The 21,157-nt window shown below is 49.6% G+C and carries 22 protein-coding genes and 2 tRNA genes; 13 read left to right on the top strand and 11 right to left on the bottom strand.

The genetic code is table 11. The features are described 5' to 3' along the window. The first annotated feature begins 157 nt into the window (after window positions 1-157). From C2M35_RS14170 to C2M35_RS14150, 5 genes are all read left to right on the top strand, one after another. Window positions 158-1,267, top strand: coding sequence for a YjgN family protein (locus C2M35_RS14170; protein WP_105265622.1), 1,110 nt, complete (start codon window positions 158-160; stop codon window positions 1,265-1,267). Window positions 1,268-1,270: 3 nt separating this feature from the next. Next, window positions 1,271-2,296 carry a M48 family metallopeptidase gene (locus C2M35_RS14165; RefSeq protein WP_105265616.1) on the top strand — a complete coding sequence of 342 codons (1,026 nt, stop codon included), beginning with the start codon at window positions 1,271-1,273 and terminating at the stop codon, window positions 2,294-2,296. 28 nt (window positions 2,297-2,324) lie between these two features. After that, window positions 2,325-4,244, top strand: coding sequence for a hypothetical protein (locus tag C2M35_RS14160; protein WP_105200641.1), 1,920 nt, complete (start codon window positions 2,325-2,327; stop codon window positions 4,242-4,244). A 188-nt stretch (window positions 4,245-4,432) separates the two neighbouring features. Continuing rightward, window positions 4,433-5,164 (top strand): sulfate transporter CysZ, encoded by a 732-nt coding sequence (cysZ, locus tag C2M35_RS14155; protein WP_105213636.1) that lies wholly within the window; start codon window positions 4,433-4,435, stop codon window positions 5,162-5,164. A 1-nt stretch (window position 5,165) separates the two neighbouring features. Continuing rightward, on the top strand, window positions 5,166-5,570 hold the full coding sequence (locus C2M35_RS14150; protein ID WP_105265615.1) for a VanZ family protein: 405 nt from the start codon (window positions 5,166-5,168) through the stop codon (window positions 5,568-5,570). Between the two features lie 32 nt (window positions 5,571-5,602). Here the strand turns inward: C2M35_RS14150 and rlmM are convergent, their stop codons facing one another. The 11 genes from rlmM to hemA all read right to left on the bottom strand — a co-directional run bounded on the left by rlmM (window position 5,603) and on the right by hemA (window position 15,373). After that, complete coding sequence (gene rlmM, locus C2M35_RS14145) at window positions 5,603-6,688, bottom strand: 23S rRNA (cytidine(2498)-2'-O)-methyltransferase RlmM (RefSeq protein ID WP_105200643.1); 1,086 nt, start codon at window positions 6,686-6,688, stop codon at window positions 5,603-5,605. Between the two features lie 9 nt (window positions 6,689-6,697). Further along, window positions 6,698-7,063 (bottom strand): DUF423 domain-containing protein, encoded by a 366-nt coding sequence (locus C2M35_RS14140; protein WP_105200644.1) that lies wholly within the window; start codon window positions 7,061-7,063, stop codon window positions 6,698-6,700. Continuing rightward, window positions 7,060-7,686 carry an alpha/beta family hydrolase gene (locus C2M35_RS14135; protein WP_105200645.1) on the bottom strand — a complete coding sequence of 209 codons (627 nt, stop codon included), beginning with the start codon at window positions 7,684-7,686 and terminating at the stop codon, window positions 7,060-7,062. The genes C2M35_RS14140 and C2M35_RS14135 overlap by 4 nt, the downstream gene beginning before the upstream one ends. Then, window positions 7,687-8,586 (bottom strand): transcriptional regulator GcvA, encoded by a 900-nt coding sequence (locus C2M35_RS14130; protein ID WP_105200646.1) that lies wholly within the window; start codon window positions 8,584-8,586, stop codon window positions 7,687-7,689. It lies immediately after the preceding gene. Between the two features lie 135 nt (window positions 8,587-8,721). Continuing rightward, complete coding sequence (gene kdsA / locus C2M35_RS14125) at window positions 8,722-9,576, bottom strand: 3-deoxy-8-phosphooctulonate synthase (RefSeq protein WP_105265614.1); 855 nt, start codon at window positions 9,574-9,576, stop codon at window positions 8,722-8,724. Window positions 9,577-9,586: 10 nt separating this feature from the next. Continuing rightward, complete coding sequence (locus C2M35_RS14120) at window positions 9,587-10,840, bottom strand: DUF819 family protein (protein ID WP_105258501.1); 1,254 nt, start codon at window positions 10,838-10,840, stop codon at window positions 9,587-9,589. Window positions 10,841-10,852: 12 nt separating this feature from the next. Further along, window positions 10,853-11,653 carry a tetratricopeptide repeat protein gene (locus tag C2M35_RS14115; protein ID WP_105200648.1) on the bottom strand — a complete coding sequence of 267 codons (801 nt, stop codon included), beginning with the start codon at window positions 11,651-11,653 and terminating at the stop codon, window positions 10,853-10,855. A gap of 94 nt (window positions 11,654-11,747) precedes the next feature. Continuing rightward, window positions 11,748-12,119: a SirB2 family protein gene (locus C2M35_RS14110; RefSeq protein ID WP_105200649.1), complete on the bottom strand. Its 372-nt coding sequence runs from the start codon at window positions 12,117-12,119 to the stop codon at window positions 11,748-11,750. A gap of 48 nt (window positions 12,120-12,167) precedes the next feature. Continuing rightward, window positions 12,168-13,022, bottom strand: coding sequence for a peptide chain release factor N(5)-glutamine methyltransferase (prmC, locus tag C2M35_RS14105; protein WP_442792762.1), 855 nt, complete (start codon window positions 13,020-13,022; stop codon window positions 12,168-12,170). A 1-nt stretch (window position 13,023) separates the two neighbouring features. Next, window positions 13,024-14,109: a peptide chain release factor 1 gene (gene prfA, locus C2M35_RS14100; RefSeq protein ID WP_105200650.1), complete on the bottom strand. Its 1,086-nt coding sequence runs from the start codon at window positions 14,107-14,109 to the stop codon at window positions 13,024-13,026. A 7-nt stretch (window positions 14,110-14,116) separates the two neighbouring features. Then, window positions 14,117-15,373, bottom strand: a complete 1,257-nt coding sequence (gene hemA / locus C2M35_RS14095; protein WP_105200651.1) for a glutamyl-tRNA reductase — start codon at window positions 15,371-15,373, stop codon at window positions 14,117-14,119. Window positions 15,374-15,590: 217 nt separating this feature from the next. Here hemA and lolB point away from each other — a divergent pair, with 217 nt between their 5' ends. From lolB to C2M35_RS14055, 8 genes are all read left to right on the top strand, one after another. Next, a complete protein-coding gene (lolB, locus tag C2M35_RS14090; protein ID WP_105265613.1) occupies window positions 15,591-16,175 on the top strand; it encodes a lipoprotein insertase outer membrane protein LolB in 585 nt (194 codons plus the stop codon). Then, window positions 16,172-17,029 (top strand): 4-(cytidine 5'-diphospho)-2-C-methyl-D-erythritol kinase, encoded by an 858-nt coding sequence (gene ispE / locus C2M35_RS14085; RefSeq protein ID WP_105265612.1) that lies wholly within the window; start codon window positions 16,172-16,174, stop codon window positions 17,027-17,029. Before lolB ends, ispE begins: the two co-directional genes overlap by 4 nt. Before the next feature lie 123 nt (window positions 17,030-17,152). Then, a complete protein-coding gene (locus tag C2M35_RS14080) occupies window positions 17,153-18,100 on the top strand; it encodes a ribose-phosphate pyrophosphokinase (protein WP_105200654.1) in 948 nt (315 codons plus the stop codon). Window positions 18,101-18,340: 240 nt separating this feature from the next. Next, window positions 18,341-18,958 carry a 50S ribosomal protein L25/general stress protein Ctc gene (locus C2M35_RS14075; protein ID WP_105200655.1) on the top strand — a complete coding sequence of 206 codons (618 nt, stop codon included), beginning with the start codon at window positions 18,341-18,343 and terminating at the stop codon, window positions 18,956-18,958. Window positions 18,959-18,992: 34 nt separating this feature from the next. Further along, window positions 18,993-19,562, top strand: a complete 570-nt coding sequence (pth, locus tag C2M35_RS14070; RefSeq protein ID WP_199774434.1) for an aminoacyl-tRNA hydrolase — start codon at window positions 18,993-18,995, stop codon at window positions 19,560-19,562. A 28-nt stretch (window positions 19,563-19,590) separates the two neighbouring features. Then, window positions 19,591-20,682: a redox-regulated ATPase YchF gene (gene ychF / locus C2M35_RS14065; RefSeq protein ID WP_105200657.1), complete on the top strand. Its 1,092-nt coding sequence runs from the start codon at window positions 19,591-19,593 to the stop codon at window positions 20,680-20,682. A 200-nt stretch (window positions 20,683-20,882) separates the two neighbouring features. After that, window positions 20,883-20,959: transfer RNA gene (locus tag C2M35_RS14060), tRNA-Met, on the top strand. A 112-nt stretch (window positions 20,960-21,071) separates the two neighbouring features. Then, window positions 21,072-21,156, top strand: a tRNA-Leu gene (locus tag C2M35_RS14055). Window position 21,157: the final 1 nt, after the last annotated feature.

Genomic DNA, 21,157 nt, shown 5'->3' with positions numbered 1-21,157 from the left:
GGCCTTGGCTAATAACTAAGGAGGACCGACCTATTATACACATGCTTTGCCCCATTGCAGAGAGTAAAAGCAGGTTAAGCCCTTGCATCTGTTGCATTATTCGAAACTTAACGCTAAATTAATGAGCTGCGTTTTAACCGCCAAAAAGACTAAAAAAATGGATTTATCACAAACAGATAGCGCAACTAACACGACGCCTCAGTTTCAACCTTATAGCCGTCGCGTCGAGTTTAGTGGCTCAGGGAAAGAGTTTTTCTCAATTTGGATCGTTAACATCGTTTTGACCTTGCTAACCCTGGGAATTTATTCCGCCTGGGCCAAGGTACGCACCTATCGTTATTTCTACGGCCACACGCAACTCGATGGCCATCGATTTGATTATCTGGCAACGCCGATTCAGATACTAAAAGGCCGCATTCTTGCCTTTATCTTTTTTGTTATTTATATGTTCTGCACCCAGTTTGTGCCTGTGCTGGGCATACTGGCGATTTTTATTCTGCTGTTTTTAACGCCCTGGATCATAAATCAGGGCATGCGCTTTAATATGCGTATGAGCCGTTATCGCAATGTGCGCTTTAACTTTAAGGGCAGTTATGGCGAGGCCTTTGTGGTGTTCTTATTGCTGCCAGTGGCCAGCGTATTCACCCTTTATTTATTGCTTCCGTACGTGTTTAAACGCATGGACCAGTATTTACACAGCCATATTGAGTTTTCCGATACCCCCATTAGTGTCAATACCAAGGGCGGTGAGTATTATTTAGCGGCGCTGATGGCCTATGTTGCCGCCGGCATTGTCGCGGTGATCATGCTAGCCCTGGCTGGTGCCTTCGGTTTTGGCCTGGAGGCCATGATCCAAGACCCGGAAATGATGAACGACCAAGCCGGTGCTATTGCCGGTGTAAGCATCATGGTGATGATGATGATTGTTTACTTTGTTGCCTTTGCGGTGGCCACGGGCATTTACCAAACCCATATTCGTAATCACCTGCTTAATAGCAGTGAGTTGCACGGCATTGCCGATTTTAAGTCGGATTTGAAGATGATCGACTACACCCTGTTGGTATTTACCAATACCCTGGCCATCGTCTGTAGCTTGGGTCTGGCCTACCCTTGGGCCAAGGTGCGCAGCGCCCGCATGCTTAGTAACGCCACCGAAGTGACCTTCCTGTGCGACCCGCAAACCCTGCACGATCAACTGGGTGAGCAGCAATCGGCGTTTGGCGAAGAAGCCGCTGACATGTTCGATATCGATCTGTCTTTGGGCTAACGCATGCAAGTCACCGGGTTTTATTACCTGAACAATCAAAGCCACAGCACGGAAGTAACCCTGTGGCTGACGCAAGATAGCAGTTGCGAGCAAGTGCGCATTTACAGTGGCGATGAATTGCTGGTGCAATTTGACCAATACCGTCAAGGCCAGCAGCTCAGCGGCCTGCCGGTAGAGCTGGTGTTTATTGACGGCAGTCGTTTTGTACCCCATAGCGCCAGCCATCGCTGGCCTTCGGAGTCCGCTTGGGATCGCCTGCTGGAGCGCATCGAAAAACATAAAACGGCTGTGCTTGGCTGTGTAATAGCCAGCGCTGTGCTCGCCTGGCTGTTGTTCTTTAAGTTCATTCCCGCCAGCGCCGCTGTGGTCGCTCGCTCATTGCCAGACTCTGTGGTACATGCTGCATCAGAGCAAACTCTGGCAGCACTGGAATACGTGTATCTGGAACCCACTAATCTGGACTATGCGCAGCAAACCCATATTCGCACCTTGTGGCAAAGCCATATTGCGAAAATGGACCAGGCTCCCGAGCATTTGGTTTTGCACTTCTACAGTGCCCCTGAGATAGGCGCCAATGCCTTTGCCCTGCCCGACGGCCAGGTGGTCTTAACCGACGAACTCGCGCTGATCCTCAAAGATAACGACACCGCCCTGCTTGCGGTATTACTGCACGAAATTGGCCATGTTCAATATCAGCATGGCCTGACTTTGGCGGCCCAATCCGCCGGCTCTTCGGTCACTTTGGCGCTGATGTTTGGCGACCTGGAAGGCTTTGCTGAGATCATCATGGGTACGGGTTCGGCCTTGATCCAACAGCAGTTTTCTCGCGATATGGAACGTCAGGCCGATACCTTTGCACTAGAGCAGCTTAGCCAATTAGGCTATCATCGCTCGGCTTTTGCCGAGGCCATGCAGGCCCTGGCTCAGGCGCACGGGATGGATGAAAAAGAGCAAGGCACTTTGTGGGATTATCTCTCATCACACCCAGCAATTTCCGAGCGCATAGAAAACGCGCATAAAACGGACTAAAGAATTCTATTAACTCCAAGGAATCATCATGGCTTATGATTTTGGCTCGAAAGGGCTAGGTATTTCTAACCCATTTAAAATTGAAGGAACGATACGCACCGCAGGTGGTGCCATTATCACCCTGATTGGTTTATTTAGCCTTTTTAAAGTCACCTCTTTAACACAAACCGACATGATCTCTGCCTGGGCCTACGCAGCAGTAGGCTTAGTGCTTATGATCTTAGGTTTAAAACGCTGTGGTAGCGGCCTTTTCCAACTGTTTAAATTCTTCGTTGGCCGCTCGGTCCCCAGCTCATTAGCACCCAACCTAAGCAAGAGCGAGCAGGAAAATGCGGCGCTGGAGCAAAAGAAAGGTTCCCTAGCCTATACGGCGAAAACCTTGGAATCCATGTTGATGGGGCGCAAAAACGCCACCTTCACCGAGCCCAAGGGCTGGGTAGGTCGTTTTGCTCACTCGGTATTACCAAAATTAATCTTCTTGCCCTACCCCATGCGTAATGTGGCACAGGAGGTCATCGGCGTTATTCTGCAAACCATTTTGGCCTTTGTTGCCTTCGGCCTGACCTATTTTGTCTCATCATCTGGCCTGGCCGGTGAAGCGGGTCATATTATCGTACCGGTATTCTCGGCACTGATTTTGGTTTACCTGCTGCTATGCTGGCGCAGTGCCGCCAATGCGGTAAGCCTGAACCGAGTAAAACGTCTTAAAGACGTAGGCGCCGCCTCACTTGCGAAAATCATCGCCTTTTCGGTGATTTTCCCCGTGGTTATAGGTCTTATCTATCATCATTTCTTCGCCCCACATAAGGGGGAATTGGAGCAATGGGCACAGCTGACAGAAAAGGTAAGCCTGTTCTCGGCCTGGCCTAGCCTCTTTACCTTATTATTCCTAGGTGCGCTTTGCTGCGCGGCAGTCTTCTACCTGATTAATGCCCGTAGCAAACAAAACGAAGTGGCCACCGAGGTCAGCGAATACCGTGCTAACTTGCAAGAAGAAGTGCATCCGAACGAGATCTTCATCAATATCGAAAGCATAGTTCTGGCCAACCGCCGCTATAAGGAAATCCCGAACCGTACCTATATCGACTTCGATCCGGTCTTGAATGAGCAAAGCAGCAGCAAGGGTGATTTCCGCGGCGAATTGCTGATTGAAACCCAGCCTGAGTTTAATCCGCGTCCTGGCCACAAGGGCTTTAATATTACCCGTTTGGTAAGCACCACAGCGGCTCAGCTGTGTCTGGTGATCGGTGCCTTGTTGTTCTTCTCACTGGCCGGTGAAGCCATTGGCCTGTATCACTTTATCAGCCAGCAGAGCAGCCTGTTACCTGAGTTCACCCGTGCCGCCAACCGTGGCAATATCGAGCTGTTACAAAACTGGTTAGGCGAGCTCTCTGGCCTGATCGTGGCCGTGCTTGGTACTTTCTTTATGTGGCAAATTTTCAGCACTATAGGCCGTATGTTGGAAAACTTCAGCCATGTGTTCTGGGCGGAAATGCAATTTAGCTCTTTGCTACTGTATCTAAAAACCGAAGGTACTTTCACCGAGTCGAAGATCTCTACCGGTATGTCAATCCATGACTCGACGCGCAGTGAAAACGTGGTGATCAAGTCGTCAATCACGCCTTGGATCATCAGTTCGCGTATCAGCTCAAGCACCTTCGCCACCAGCGGTGCCGATAATGTTGAGATGCCGCGTTACGTGATGGCGATGAAGAAGAATGAGCAAGAGCTCAATACCATAGTCGATGAAATCCACAGCTTCTTAAAAGCACGTGAAAACATTGCCGGCTTCAGCAATACCTCGGATCTGCAAAACGCCGAAAACATCTTAAAGATGAACCAGGTGTCACGCGCTCAGCAGGAAACACCGACGCTCATCGAAGAGCAAAGCGGTGCCTACCGCGAACGTCAGCAGCAAGAAGCAGACATGCTCGAAGATAAGAACTGACCATCACCACCTCCTTAGGAGACGGTTTAAAGTTGACAATAAACGCCCTGCCTAGCAGGGCTTTTTTTGGCCGTTTTTTAAAACCCTAGCCCGCTGTTTTTGCAACAATTGTTTACCACTTTGCGCTGTAAATTCGCAGCGCCTTAGATATACTGCAAACCATACCCTGTAACACTTTGAGGTAAAGCATGCAGTTAGGTCGCGGATTTGAATACTTTTTTAGTGGTTTTCCAATGATCACCGAAAAAGGCCTAAAACGCTTTGTACTGATCCCCCTGATGATCAACCTGGTGATCTTCGGCACATCCCTGTTTTTTATTTATGGCTGGCTGACCGACGCCTTCGCCTGGATTAATGCCCAGCTGCCCGAATGGTTGTCCTGGCTAGAATGGCTGTTGTGGCCTTTAGCACTTCTGGTGGTGCTATTTAGCTATTCGATGATCTTTACGGTGATCACCAACTTTATCGCCGCCCCCTTTAACGGCATCCTCGCCGAGAAGGTGGAATTACATTTAACCGGGCAGCGCGTCAACGACGACGGCCTGCTCGATACCATGCGCGATGTGCCGCGTATGCTTGGCCGGGAATGGACCAAGCTGTGCTATTACCTGCCCCGCGCCATCGGCTTTTTTATCCTTATGTGGTTTCTGCCGATAATTGGACAGATCATCTGGGCGCTGTTTACCTGCTGGATGTTCGCCATTCAATATAAGGATTACGCCTTCGATAACCACAAGGTGAGCTTTGGTGATATGAAACGCGATTTAAATGCACATAGGGGACTGTCCTACGGCTTTGGCGCCGGGGTGATGCTCTGTGCCATGATCCCCATTCTCAACATGATAGTCATGCCGGTGGCCGTGTGTGGCGCCACCAAGTTGTGGGTGGAAAACTACCGTAACAATTATCGCGGGCAATAATATGAAAGGCACCTGGCAATGGACGCTGATGTTATTGGCGCTTGGCTTTTTTGCGTTTTTGGGCTGGATAATTTATCTCGCTAATACAGGCCAGCCAAGCATCTTTTTTGACTTGGTCAGAGCCCTGCCCTATGGCGATAAGTTGGGCCACTTCGTACTCTTTGGCACCGCCACCTTATTATTGAGCCTGGCCTTAAAAGCCGCCTACTGGCACCTTGGCAGGGTAAAACTTTACTGGGGCGCCTTAATTGTTTTTCTCTTTGCCCTAAGCGAGGAAATAAGCCAGGCCTTTGTTGCCAGTCGCACCTTTGATCTGGTGGATTTAACTGCCGACGTTTTCGGCATAGCCGCGGCCAGTTATCTGATCAGCCTCTTGGTGAAGCAATACAAAAAAAGCCAGAGTTAATCTCTGGCTTTTTTGCATCATAGGTATATATCTTAGCTAAATACGTTTTGCGGTACGCGCAGCACTTGCAGATGTACCGTAACCTCTTCACGGTCATGATACAGGTGCTTGGCCTGCAGGTTGTATTTTACGCCGTACTCATGCAGTTCATCGCGAATACGCTGGAGATTCTCGTACACAGTATCAAAGCGCTTTTTCATTGGCAGCTTAAGGTTGAAAATCAGCTCCTTCGCAAAACCGTTCACAGCCCAATCAATCATTAGCTCGGTCACGCGGCTTGGTTTTTCCACCATGTCGCACACCAACCAGCTGATATTACGACGCTCAGGGCGGAACTTAAAGCCGTCTTCACGATAGTGCTTAACCTGACCACTGTCCATCAAGGCCTGATCCATGGGGCCATTGTCTATGGCCTGCACAAACATGCCACGGCGCACCAACTGATAGGTCCAGCCGCCGGGGCAAGCACCCAAATCCACTGCCTTCATGCCCGAGGCCACACGCTCTTCGCGCTCATCTTCAGGCACAAACATCATAAAGGCTTCATCAAGCTTAAGGGTTGAACGGCTCGGTGCATCCTTAGGATAACGCAGGCGCGGGATACCCATATACAAGGGTGAGTTGTTAAAGCTAAACGAATAACCCACATAAGCGGTATCGCTGGCGATAAACAACACATGCAAGGTCGGGCGGTTTTTAACCTGTTGACGCAGCAGGGTTTCCTGACTCTCTAATGCCTTGGCCAGAGGGTTGCTGATCTTTTTACAGAACTTAGAAAGCTCTTTGCCTTCGTTGGTATCACAGGTTTCCACGCGCAATTCACCACATAGAGGGAATGACTTGGCAACCTCACAAATGCTGCCAACGCGGTCGTCGATAGGCATTTTTGCTACTTGCGTGCCGATAAACCACTGGCGGGCAAAGATCATGTCCTTAAACGGAATCTTCTTGATCAGGTATTCTGCTTCATCTTGGCTATAGCAGTGATATGCCACCAAGGCCGAATTCGGCTTCGTCTTAACATAACCGCCCACTCCTAGATTGCTGGCGTGGTGAGTGATCTCTGCGGCAGCGTCGTTTTCGAAACCAGCGCGACAATAAATAACGATACAGGACATGGTAATGACTTATTTCATTTGTAAAAGTTTAATAACCATCGCCGCCCAGGCGACAATAAAGCACAGGCCACCTAAGGGAGTAATGGGGCCAAACCACTTAATGCCGGTTAGGGCCAAAGCGTACAGACTGCCACTAAATAATAGGATGCCGGCGAGCATAAAGTAGCCGCTGACATTAAATTGCATCCCGAGTTTCCCCAGCACGCCAATTAATATGAGCCCAAGTGCATGATATATCTGGTATTCAACCCCGGTTTGAAAGACGCCGATAGCGTACTCCGAGAGCCGACTTTTTAGGCCATGAGCGGCAAAGGCGCCGAGTATAACACCGAGCCCTGCGAAAATCGCGCCTAGCACCAAAAATAACTGACTCATAGCTGCTCCTTAATAAAGTTCACGGCGACATCCGCCGCCTGCTGCCAATTGCCCTGCTGGGTAAAACCGCTTCTTTTACGCGGCACCAGGGAATGGTCGCCGTCACTCAACCAATGGATTTGTGCCGGACGGGTGTCGGCAAGCTGACTTAATTCATCGCGCTTGCCAAAGGTATCCCGCTCGCCCTGAATAACGCAAAACGGCACCTTGATATCATCAAAGTGGGCAACCCTGAGCTTGTCTTTTTTCCCCGGAGGATGAAACGGATAACCAAAGGCTAATACTCCACGCACCTCTGCACTGCTTCCTTCGGGCTGCGCCACCAGCATACTGGCCATGCGCCCGCCCATGGATTTGCCACCGATAAACAAGGGCAAGGCATCTTGCCGCTGGGTCAGTTGTTGATTAAAACTGGCCAGCAGCTTGTCGGCGCGATCCGGTGGGCGACGCTTGTTCTCTGCCTTGGCTTTTTCCATATAGGGAAAATCAAACAAGCCAACGCTAATTCCCTGCGCTGCCATTAAGCGCGCCAGCTCTTGCATAAACTCACTGTCCATACCGGCGCCGGCGCCATGGGCAAAAATAAATTGAGCAATCGGCTGCTCTGCATTAAACCACTGCATTTAGAGTTGCTCCTGCTCTTTTTCTACCAGACCTAACATCCATTCTTTAAAGGACACTATTTTACCCAGCTCGGATTGTGACTCACGAAATACCAGATAATAGGCATTTTTACTTTCCAAGCTGTGATTGAAGGGCACGATCAAACGTCCGGCGTCGATTTCAGGTTTTGCCAATACCAGGTTCCCTAAAGCCACCCCCTGACCATGGGTTGCGGCCTGCATGGCCATGGAAGAGTGGGAAAAAATCGGTCCCTGATTCACCTGCACATTACGCACCCCGGCGGTCTTCATCCACACCTTCCAAGGACGTCGGGTGGTGTCGTGCAACAAGGTGTGATTTTGCAGATCCTGTGGCTCGTTCAGGGGTTTGGGCCCGGTGAGCAACATGGGGCTGCACAAGGGCACCAGATATTCCGTATGCAACTTATGGGTTTCCACCCCACTCCAGTGGCCACGACCATAATAAATGGCCACATCCACATCATCTTGTAGCGAGTTGTCGTCCTGATCCTGCGCCTTAATTCGCACATCGATATCCGGATGCTGCTCGTTAAACAGGCTTAAGCGTGGGACCAGCCATTGAATGGCGAAACTTGGAGTCAGACTTACGGTTAAGGAGCCCTTGGCACCGCGAGCCAGGAGCCTTTCGGTGGCATCGTCCAGCTGGGTGAAGATCTCTTTGATATCGAGAAAATAACCCTGACCTTCTTCGGTCAGCAATAAAGAGCGGTTCTTACGTAAAAATAATTTTAAGCCAAGATGCTCTTCTAATGTTTTGATCTGATGGCTCACCGCGGCCTGAGTAACATAAAGCTCTTCTGCGGCCTTGGTAAAGCTTAAGTGCCTTGCCGCAGCTTCAAAAGCCTTGAGGGAATTAAGAGGGGGAAGTCGCCGAGCCATAGCCAATAGATTAGTTTTTTTAATTTGAACTGATTATATACAAAGGCCTTCAAGATGCCAATTTAGTGCGCAGCGCTGACTCAAACATAAAAAAAGCCAGCAACTAGGGCTGGCTTTAAATCATTTAAAATAAATCTACAGATCGCTGGCGCTGGTATCTAGCGGTGGAAAGCTTTTTACCAGATCATCAATGGCCTTCATTTGCGTTAAATACCCTTCTAACTTAGCCAGTGGCAAGGCGCAAGGGCCGTCACATTTGGCTTCATTGGGGTTCGGATGCGCTTCAATAAACAAACCAGCAATACCCAGTGCCATACCGCTGCGTGCCAGCTCTGCAGCCTGGGCACGACGGCCATCGGCGCTATCGCTGCGTCCGCCAGGGCGCTGCAAGGCATGAGTAGCGTCAAAGATAACTGGGGCCATGGTTTTCATATCGTCCATACCCAGCATATCAACAACCAGGTTGTTATAACCAAAGCTGGTGCCGCGCTCACATAAGGCCACCAGCTCGTTACCGGCTTCGGCAAATTTCTTGATGATATGACGCATTTCGTGCGGCGCTAAAAACTGCGGCTTTTTAACATTGATCACATTGCCGGTTTTGGCCATGGCCATCACCAGGTCGGTTTGACGCGCCAAGAAGGCTGGCAACTGAATCACATCAACTACTTCGGCCACTGGCGCGGCCTGATAAGGTTCATGCACGTCGGTGATCAAAGGCACATTAAAGGTGCTCTTGATTTCCTCAAAAATCTTTAAACCTTCTTCCAGACCTGGGCCGCGATAAGAATTAATTGACGAGCGATTGGCCTTATCAAAAGAGGCTTTAAACACGTAAGGAATGTTTAACTTGTTGGTCACTTCCACATAGTGCTCGGCGATGCGCATAGCAAGATCGCGAGACTCCAACACATTCATGCCACCGAACAGTACAAAGGGTTTGTCGTTGGCCAATTCAATGGCGCCAATATTAATTTGTTTAATGGTCATTTTTAATTCCTTAAGGGGCGACCGACTGCATGATCAAGCCGCAAATATAAGCCATATACGTACCTACGCCGTAACCCAGCACAGCCAACAGCACACCTACAGGTGCTAGCGAGGGGTGAAACGCCGAAGCCACTACGGGCGCCGAAGCTGCACCGCCAACATTGGCCTGCGAGCCCACCGCCATATAAAACAGCGGCGCCTTAATGGCCTTGGCAACAATCAACATCAAGGCCGCGTGCGTCAGCATCCAGATAACACCCAAGACAAAGTACCATGGGGTATCGAAGATGGCGGTGATATTCATATGCAAACCGATAGAGGCTACCAGAATATATAAGAAGCTGGATGCCACTTTTGAGGCGCCAAATGCTTCGATATGACGCACACGGGTAAATGACAGACCAATACCTATGGTGGTTGAAATCACGATTAGCCAGAAGAACTTGCTGTTTAAGCTGTATTCTTGCGCCCAGGCAAACTGGTCGAAATAAGGCGCCAGTATATCGCCACAGAAATGAGCCAGACCGGTAATACCAAAAGCGATGGCGATTATGGTCATATAATCATTCAAGGTCGGCAGGCGTGCATGTTCGGCATGATAGGCTTCGACGCGTTTTTTAAGATCTTCGATGGCGCTGGTGTCGGCGCCGGTTTTCGCATCTATGGCTTTATGGTTACCAGCCATCAAGAGCAATACCGCCATCCAGAGGTTGGCAACAATGACATCTACGGTCACCATAGCGGAGAAGATATCCCCCCCAACGTCAAACATTTCCTTCATCGAGGCCTGGTTAGCCCCGCCGCCTATCCAGCTGCCGGCTATGGTGGTCATGCCACGCCACACCGCATCCGGGCCATGGCCGCCGACTACCTCGGGGTTTACCGCACTCATAACCAGGATGGCCAAGGGGCCGCCTATGACTATGCCTAGGGTACCGGTCAGGAACATGATCAGCGCCTTGGGGCCAAGGTTAATAATGGCCTTTAAATCGATACTGATGGTCAGCAAAATCAAACAGGCTGGCAGTAAATAGCGCGAAGCCACGTGATACACGCTCTTCGCACTTTTTTCGTCGACTATGCCAAAGGTATTGAGTAAAGAAGGCAGGAAGTAACATAGCAGCAACGCTGGCACATACTTATAAAAGGTCCGTAGCCAGTGGTTTTGACTATGGGCGGTTTTAAAAATCACGCCGAGAATTACGGCGAGCAGGCCCATCACCACGGCTGGATTGCTGATCATGGCCTCAGCAGGTTGATCCATAATGATTCCTTACTAATGTAGTGTGTTGTTATTATTGTCGAGCTCATCAATTTGATGGCGTACTATTTCAATACCTGGGTCGTCTGGGCACTCTTCAACAAAGAAGCGCAGATCTTCTTTGGCCAGCTCAGGGCGATTAATCTGATTGAGCAAATAACCACGGTCGCGACGCTCGTAAGGGTCGTCACCTATCAGCTCTAACAACAGCTCGGCACAGGCCAAGGCGCTGCCAAAACGCTCGGTGGCAATAAACGCCCATTTTTGATGGGCCAGGTACAACTTATAGATTTCTTCGTCGATAAGCAGCTCTGGGCTTTGCTCTGGCTCGGCGTTTTCCGGTTGCAGATGCCACATTTGCTGGCCCGAAGTCGGCTCGATCAGATAATGCTCCTGATCGCTAAAGTGCACCTGCACCATCACGCTTTGATCCACCAGCACCAGATCCGCATTAAAACCTGCGTCCTCTAAAATACCGTGCAAAATAATGCCCAGCGCCAGGCTGTTTCCGGTGCGATAAAGCAGGGCAAAGTACACGCTGTTAAGGCGATACTCGGGCACATCCTGATGGGTGCCGCTAAAGCCCCATTCGGTGTAGAAACTATCGACCACGGCATCCAGAGCCTGATGTTTATCATCTTCATGGCGCGCAACGATTTCATGCGCTTGCTGCTCTAAGCTTTGCAACTGCGTATAGGCTTGCTCGGCTTGAGCCTGGGCCTGCCAGCGTGATTCGGCGGCAATACAACGGTTTATGGCGCTAACACTGTAGCTGTGCTCTAAATCAAATTGGTCATCTAACCAAACATCAGACATAGATAGGGATATCTCACAGGCAATAAAATGGCCACTAGTTTACCTAGGATCGCCCTAAGATACCAATTTCACTGCGTTAGCGCCGTATTCACGGTTAGAAAAACGCGGATTTTGTACCCGCCAAATAGCCAATTGCCAACAACACCAAGGTGTTAACTCCCAGCCATAGCCATTTTTGCCCTTTGCTTTGCGCTTTTAGTAGCTTAAAGCCAATAACAATATAGGCCACAACCAGGATGATTTTTTGCCATAACCAGGGCATGGTCAACGGATTCATGCTGGCCACAATCAGTAGCGCCACCGCACTCACTAGTAATAGGGTGTCGACTACATGACTGGTGATAAACACGCCCTTGTTTGCGGCAATTTTGCCACTACCAAGGCGCGAAAACGCGCGGACGTAAAAAAGCACTACACTGAGCACCACAAATAGCACATGCGTGTGTTTGATAGCGATATAATCCATGTTCTTCCTTAAGGGTCTGTTGACCTTTGTTGTTATTTTATCTTTATTCTACGCACACCCGGGCACCAACTCGGCCAGGGTAATGCGGTCATTGTCACCTAAATCGCGCTCGGTGCGGGCATTAATGTAACCATGGTCGGTGAACAATTGACGCACCGCGGCACCTTGCTCGTAACCATGTTCAAACATCAGCACACCGGGGCGCGCTAAAAACGCTTTGGCATGAATAATAATATGTTCTATATCTGCCAGCCCCTGCTGCGCGGCAACCAAGGCGCTAAGCGGCTCAAAGCGCACATCACCCTGCTGCAAATGGGGATCCGCCGCATCGATATAAGGCGGATTGCTGACGATTAAATCATATGTAACATCATTAAGGGCGCTAAACCAGTCGCTGTGCATAATTTGCACATTGCTAAGCCCCAGATTTTGCTTATTTTTTAGTGCTAATGCCACTGCATCCGCGCTGGCATCAAGGGCATCGATATGCCAGCTGGGGCGCTCCGAGGCCAGCGCCAAGGCTATGGCTCCGGTACCTGTGCCAAGATCAAGCACTCTGGCGTTATCCAGCAGGGCTAACGCTAAAGCTTGTTCAACCAGAGTTTCTGTGTCGGGGCGAGGGATCAGAGTGCTGTTATTAACCATGATGGGCAGCGACCAGAACTCCCGTACTCCGGTGAGGTGAGCAACGGGATGACCAGCGCAGCGCTTTTCCAGCAGCTGCGTAAAGTCATGGTATTCCTGTTCGCTAAGTGGGCGGTCGCCCCAGGCAAAAAGGTAGCTGCGGGGACGTTGCAAGATATGCAGCATCAGCACCTGAGCGTCAAGTTTTGGCGAGTCGCTCAGGGCTTGCAGGCGCTTTGTGGCCGCTGACAAGGCATCATCTATGGATGGCAGTGCCAACTTATTCCTCTCCCATCGCCGCCAGTAGGTCGGCCTGATGCTCAAGTAAAAGTGGGTCAATAACCGCACCCAGTTCGCCAGCAACGATTTCGTTAAGGCGATATAGGGTTAGATTGATACGGTGGTCGGTAATACGACCCTGCGGGTAGTTATAGGTACGAATACGCTCAGAGCGGTCACCGCTACCTACCAGGTTACGGCGTTGAGTTGCTTCTGCGGCCTGACGTTTTTCCGTTTCTGCCTGCTCTAGGCGAGCGGCAAGTACAGACATGGCCTTGGCACGGTTCTTATGCTGTGAACGCTCGTCCTGACATTCAACCACCACACCGGTTGGCAAGTGAGTAATACGAATTGCCGAGTCGGTTTTGTTAACGTGCTGACCACCGGCGCCGGAGGCGCGGAAGGTATCAACCTTGATATCCGCCGGGTTGATTTCGATGGCTTCGGCCTCTGGAATTTCTGGCATCACGGCAACGGTACAGGCAGAGGTATGCACACGACCTTGCGATTCGGTTTCTGGCACACGCTGTACACGGTGGGCGCCGGATTCAAACTTAAGCTTGCCGTAAACGCCATCACCCTTGATATTAGCGATCACTTCTTTGTAGCCGCCGTGCTCACCTTCGTTGGCGCTGACCACTTCCACCTGCCACTTTTGTGACTCGGCGTAGCGGCTGTACATGCGGAATAGATCACCGGCGAAAATCGCCGCTTCGTCACCACCGGTACCGGCACGTACTTCAAGGAAGACGTTGTTGTTGTCTTTTGGATCTTTAGGTAGCATCAAGACTTGAAGCTCGTCTTCAAGAGCTTCAATTTGGCCTTTGGCTTCTTTGAACTCTTCCTGAGCCATTTCGCGCATATCTGGATCTGAGTCTTTGAGCATTTCTTCCGCTGCGGCGACATCGTCCTGCGCTCGCTGGTATGCGGTGAAGGTTTTTGCTACTTCTTCGAGCTCCGAATACTCTTTAGATAAAGCGCGGAAACGATCCTGATTGCCGATCACCTCGGGATCACTGAGCAACGCCTGCACTTCTTCATAGCGTTCCACTAAGGATTCTAACTTACGGTATACGGACTCTTTCATCTGTTTGTTATTCCTGGTTAATTCCTAACATCTTCTTCATTTGTGCCAACTGCCCCAGCTCGCCTTTTTCGGCGGCGTCTTTAATCGCCTTGGTAGGAGCGTGCATCAAACGATTGGTCAATTTATTGGCCAGCTCGACCATCACCTTGTCCGGTTCTTTACCGCTGGCAAGCTGGCTTAGCGCCCGCTCTAACAATTGTTCTTTGGTTTGCGTTACCTCGTTGCGGTAATCGCGGATCATATCGAGCGAATCAAGGGACTTCAGCCAACTGGCAAACTCTTCCACCTTGGCGGCGATAATGCCCTGCGCCTGCTCTGCTGCCTGCTCTCGCGTCGCCATATTTTCACTCACTATGGCCTGCAGATCGTCCACCGAATAAAGGTAGGCATCGTCAAGTTCCGCTACCTGGCTTTCGATATCCCGCGGCACGGCGATATCGATAAACAGCATGGGCTTGTTCTTACGGGTGCGCAGCGCCTGCTCAACCACACCCTTACCGATAATAGGCAAGGTACTGGCTGTGGAACTTATAACGATATCAGCATTGGCCAGTTGCTCGGGCAATTGCGCCAGGGAGATCACCCCAGCGGCAAATTCATCGGCCAGATTACGGGCCCTATCCAGAGTACGGTTTGCCACCGTCATGGACTTGGGTGAATGCTGATGAATATGGCGCGCTACCAGCTCTATGGTTTCGCCGGCCCCGATAAGCAAAACGCTGGTGTTATTAAGTTGACCGTAAATATGCTTAGCCAGATTCACCGCTGCATAGGCAACGGAAACCGCGCTGGCACCTATATTGGTCTCGGTACGAACTTGTTTGGCCACCGAGAAGGTACGCTGGAACAAACGCTCGAACAGCACGCCAACACCGCCATTTTTCTTGGCGCTGGCATAAGCCTGTTTAATTTGCCCAAGAATTTGCGGTTCGCCCAAGACTAAGGAGTCCAGGCCACATGCCACCTTCATCAGGTGAGCTATGGCGTCATTATGGTCGTAACTATAAACATTGTCGGCCAGCTCTTCGATATCGAGACAATGAAACTCGGCCAGCCACTGCAATACCTGCTCGGGTGTGCCGCTCTCTAGCGAGCAATAAATTTCGGTGCGGTTGCAGGTCGAAACAATCACGGACTCAGCGAATTCATCCTGCATGGTGAGTTGCTGTAGTGCACGATCAAGCTGCTCCGCCGAAAAGGCGACTTTTTCTCGTAAATCAACGGAGGCCGTTTTGTGATTAATACCCAGTGCGACTATGGTCATGGTGACAACTATTGCTTAACAACCAATTTGATTAAATACCTACTCATTGATAAATTAGCGCACACAAGCGCTTTACCGGCAAATGGATTTTTACGATGCTGGTAAACGCTTTATTCGACGCTAAATACAAATCGCTTGCAATTAATATTGGTCAAAACCTGCTACAAGCGAATAATTTTACGAAAATCAAGCGAATAAGAAAAGGCAGGAAAGACATTTGATTAACTTTCGATTGATTTTGCTGGTGTTTTTTTTGTTTATCACCGGCTGTGCTCAACAAATCCCAAAATCCACCACCCCAGATGACAACTGGCGCCAGCAACTTGCGACCATCTCTCATTTCAGCGCGGAAGGGAAAATGGCCTTTATTTCGCCACAAAAGCGCCAATCGGCTAACTTTGTGTGGCAACAGCAAAATAAAGACTATGAACTGGATCTCAACACCTTTATCGGCACCAATGTACTGCGCCTGCAAAAGCAAGGTGAGCAGGTACACCTGGAAGTGGATGATGAGCATTATCAAGATCAGAATGCGCAGCAACTGGTTTACCGCTTAAGCGGCTGGCTGCTGCCATTAGCTGAACCGCAAAGCTGGCTGCTCGGGCAACTTGAGAGCGATGCCGAGTTGGATGAGCTCGAACGCGTGCGCAGCGCCCACTGGCTAAGCCCGGATCAGCGCCGCTGGCAAATTCGCTATGAAGAATACGAGGCCATAAACGGCGTCTGGTTGCCCACCCGCATCACCCTGGTTCATGAGTCACTGCGGGTAAAACTTTTAATTAATCAATGGCAAGTGCAATGAATTTGGAAACTTTGAGCGTGATTGCCCCGGCAAAGCTTAACCTCTTTTTACATATCACCGGGCGTCGCGAGGACGGCTACCATGAACTGGAAACCCTGTTTACTTTTCTCAATTACGGCGACACCTTGCACTTTAAAGAGCGCCCTGACCAGGAGATTGCCGTCGCTCCCCTGCCCGGCGTAGCCAATACCGATAACCTTATCTATCGCGCCGCGCGCATGCTGCAGCAGCGCTATGAAGAATTAGGCTATGCTCATAAGGGTGTCGACATCAGCATAGACAAGGTGCTGCCCATGGGCGGCGGCGTTGGCGGTGGCTCATCCGATGCAGCCACCACTCTGCTGGCTTTAAATAAAATGTGGCAACAACGCCTCAGCTTGGCACAATTGGCTGAACTTGGGGTGTCACTGGGCGCCGATGTGCCGGTTTTTATTCACGGCCACAGCGCCTTGGCACGCGGCATAGGTGAGCAATTACACACCGTGGAGCTGCCTGAACGCTGGTATTTAGTGGTGCATCCTCAGGTGCATATTAGTACCGCCGCTGTTTTCACTCACCCCGACTTAATACGTGATAGTGAGAAACTTCCAGAGCAGTGGCAACTGGCGCAGCAGCGTAACGACTGTGAGCCGCTGGTCAAAAAGCTGTACAGCGAGGTTGAAAAAACACTGCTGTGGTTGTTAAAATACGCCCCGTCGAGAATGACTGGCACTGGGGCATGTTGCTTTGCCGAGTTCGAAAATGAACAAGCCGCACGCAATGCTCTAGAAAAGCTGCCTGAAAAATGGCATGGCTTTGTTGCCAAAAACCTGAACAAGTCGCCCGCTCATACGGCACTTGGTTTAGAGAAGTAAAGTGTTTAAGTTAGCCTGTAACCAGGCATACTCCTGCACCTTTGCAAACCTTGGTTTGCCATCGCAGTCGATATGCTTAACTTACAAGTTAGTCCCAAATTTCAGTGCCCGAGGACCCCTACCGTGCCAGACATGAAGCTCTTTGCTGGTAATGCAACGCCTGAACTTGCTCAAAAAGTTGCAAAACGTTTATATATCGAACTAGGCGATGCCGAGGTTGGTCGTTTTAGCGACGGTGAAATCAGTGTGTCTATTAATGAGAACGTCCGTGGATCGGACGTTTTTATTATCCAGTCTACCTGTGCGCCAACTAACGACAACTTAATGGAATTGATCGTTATGGTTGATGCGCTACGCCGTGCATCAGCAGGCCGTATCACCGCCGTAATTCCTTACTTTGGCTATGCTCGCCAAGACCGCCGCGTGCGTTCTGCTCGTGTACCAATCACGGCCAAGGTTGTTGCCGACTTCCTATCTAGCGTAGGTGTCGACCGCGTACTAACCGTTGACCTACACGCAGAGCAAATCCAAGGTTTCTTCGATGTGCCAGTAGATAACGTATTCGGTAGCCCGGTACTAATCGAAGACATGAAGCAGCGCAACTTTGAAGATGTTGTTGTTGTGTCTCCTGATATCGGCGGTGTAGTACGTGCCCGTGCTATCGCTAAGTTACTAGACGATAAAGACTTGGCGATCATCGACAAGCGTCGTCCACAAGCCAACGTCTCACAAGTAATGCACATTATTGGTGATGTTAAAGGCCGTGACTGTATTATCGTTGACGATATGATCGACACCGGTGGTACCTTATGTAAGGCAGCTGAAGCGCTGAAAGAGCATGGCGCCAAGCGCGTATTTGCTTATGCCACGCACCCGGTGCTTTCTGGTAAAGCAGCCGAGAACCTACGCAACTCAGTAATCGATGAAGTGATTGTAACCGATTCAATCCCTCTATCTGACGAGCTAAAAGCGCTGGATAACATCAAGGTATTGACCCTTGCCGATATGATGGCCGAAACCATTCGCCGCATCAGCAACGAAGAGTCAATCTCAGCGATGTTCGAGCACTAAGCTCAACATCTTAGCGAGGGCTCGGGTTTCCCCCTAGCCTTTTGAAAAACACCGCAATCGCTTAGCCATTAGCTCTGAGCAATTGCGGTGTTTTTTTATATCTCTTGTTTATTTTATAAGGTCGCGGTGGTACTATAGCGCGCCTTTTTTGATTGGTGGTTGTTTAAACGGCTATCAATCGGCTAAGACTTTTGGTCGCGAAGGTCTTAAAACTTTAACTAAATTATTTTGGAGACATCCATGTCTAACATTTCTTACACATTTGATGCAGAAGTACGTGCTGAGCTAGGTACTGGTGCGAGCCGCCGCCTACGTCGTGCAGACAAAGTTCCTGCAATCCTTTACGGCGCAGACAAAGAAGCTGTATCTCTAACGCTTGACCACAACAAAATCATTCAAGCGCAAGCACACGAAGGTTTCTACACTCACATCCTTACGCTAAACATCGGCGGTGAGTCAGTTGAAGCGATCCTTAAAGACGTACAACGTCACCCGTTCAAGCCTAAGATCACTCACTTAGACTTCCAACGTGTTGACGCTAACTCTAAGATCCACACTAGCATCCCTGTACACTTCATCAACGAAGATGTAGTAACTAAGAAAGGTGCAACTGTTGTTCACCAGCTAACTGAGATCGAAATCACGTGTCTTCCTAAAGTACTTCCTGAGTTCATCGAAGTAGACGTAGCTAAACTAGCTGCAGGTGATTCACTACACCTATCTGACGTTAAACTTCCTTCAGGTGTTTCTTCTGTTGAACTAGCTAAAGGTGCTGATCACGACCAAGCAGTTGTAACTGTTGTTGCTCCTAAAGGCGCTGCAGCTGAAGACGCAGAAACTGAAGAAGCAGCAGAATAAGGTTTAAGGTGTTAGCACCTTGAATACTATTCAAATGCTAGTGGGCCTGGCTAATCCAGGCCCCGAATACAAAGATACTCGCCATAATGCAGGGGCATGGTTTATCGAAGAACTGGCCGCCCGCTACAACTGCATCCTCAAGCCCGATAGCAAATACCATGGCCTAACCGGCAAGGTGCTTATTGCCGGCACAGAATATAAATTATTGATCCCCACCACCTATATGAACCTCAGTGGTAAAGCCGTCTCAAGCCTGGCAAACTTTTATAAGATCCCAGTTGAGAGTATTCTTGTCGCTCATGACGAGATGGACTTAGAGCCGGGTACAGCCAAATTAAAAAAAGGTGGCGGTCATGGTGGTCATAATGGCCTTAAAGACATCATTGCCAAGATGGCCAATAATAAAGAGTTTATGCGCTTACGCATTGGCATTGGTCACCCCGGACACAAAGATAAAGTAACTGGCTGGGTTTTAGGCAAGGCTCCGGCGGCAGATCAAGAAAAGATTAACGCAGCGGTAGATGAAGCGGTGCGTTGTATGGAAATTTTGGCGAAAGATGGTGTGCTTAAAGCACAAAACAGACTCCATTCATTTAAGCCTTAGGCTTAAAGATTAAATAGGTATTAAGAATATGGGTTTTAAATGTGGCATCGTTGGCTTGCCTAACGTAGGTAAATCAACTCTATTTAACGCACTTACTAAAGCTGGTATTGAAGCGCAAAACTTCCCGTTTTGTACCATCGAACCAAACACGGGTGTAGTTCCTGTTCCAGATACGCGCCTAAATCAATTGGCCGAAATCGTAAAACCACAGCGTATTCTACCTACGACCATGGAGTTTGTGGATATTGCCGGTCTGGTTAAAGGCGCTTCTAAGGGTGAAGGCCTAGGTAACCAGTTCCTTGCCAACATTCGTGAAACAGATGCCATCGGCCATGTGGTTCGCTGCTTTGAAAACGAAAATATCGTTCACGTAGCGGGCACGATCGATCCAGCTGACGATATCGATGTTATCAATACCGAGCTCGTACTAGCCGATATGGATACCGCCGATCGCGCCATGCAGCGTCAAGCGAAAAAAGCCAAAGGTGGCGACAAAGACGCCAAATTTGAAATTCAGGTACTTGAGAAAGTAAAAGCACACCTTGATGAAGGCTTAACGCTACGCTCATTAAGCCTAGAGAAAGAAGAGAAAGCGGCTATCGCCTATCTTAACTTCTTAACCATCAAGCCAACCATGTACATTGCCAACGTCAATGAAGATGGCTTTGAAAATAACCCACACCTGGACAAGGTACGTGAAATCGCCGCTGCAGAAGATGCAGTTGTGATCCCGGTTTGTGCCGCCATCGAAGCGGAACTTTCTGAGCTTGATGATGAAGATCGCGAAGAGTTTATGGCCGACTTGGGCCTTGAAGAACCGGGTCTTAACCGCGTAATTCGTGGTGGTTATGAGCTGTTAAAGCTGCAAACCTACTTCACCGCCGGTGTGAAAGAGGTTCGTGCCTGGACTATTCCTGTCGGTGCAACGGCGCCACAAGCCGCCGGTAAGATCCACACCGATTTTGAACGTGGTTTTATTCGCGCCCAGACTATTGCTTTCGCTGACTACATCGAATTCAAAGGCGAAAATGGAGCCAAAGAAGCGGGTAAGATGCGCCAAGAAGGTAAAGAATACATAGTTAAAGACGGCGATGTGATGAACTTCTTGTTCAACGTATAAAAAGTTTTTACCTTGATAAGCCCGCTATTTGCGGGCTTTTTTGTAGGCTTTTTAAGCAAGATAAGTCGATTTTTATTCGCTTCGTTTGTTTTTCAAGCAAACGATTCATCCTGAATGTGTTTTTCGCAAAAAGGTGTTGACGCGCTTTCACCATATCAGCATAATACGCCCCGCATCAGCGATGATGACAAACAAAAGTTGGCTACGTAGCTCAGTTGGTTAGAGCACATCACTCATAATGATGGGGTCCCCTGTTCAAATCAGGGCGTAGCCACCATTTTCCACTACCAAGGAAAATGGAAAGCTAGTTTGTATGCGAAAGTAGTGGAATTGGCCGATGTCTTGAATTAGACGCTGGTTTTAGGTTCCATAAAATACTTAAGCGAAATGCGGGAGTGGCGGAATTGGTAGACGCGCTGGATTTAGGTTCCAGTATCTTCGGATGTGTGAGTTCAAGTCTCACCTTCCGCACCAT

The sequence above is a fragment of the Pseudoalteromonas sp. T1lg76 genome (genome assembly GCF_002964725.1).
Classification (GTDB): Bacteria; Pseudomonadota; Gammaproteobacteria; order Enterobacterales; family Alteromonadaceae; genus Pseudoalteromonas.
This window is presented reverse-complemented; position numbering and strand designations above follow the sequence as displayed.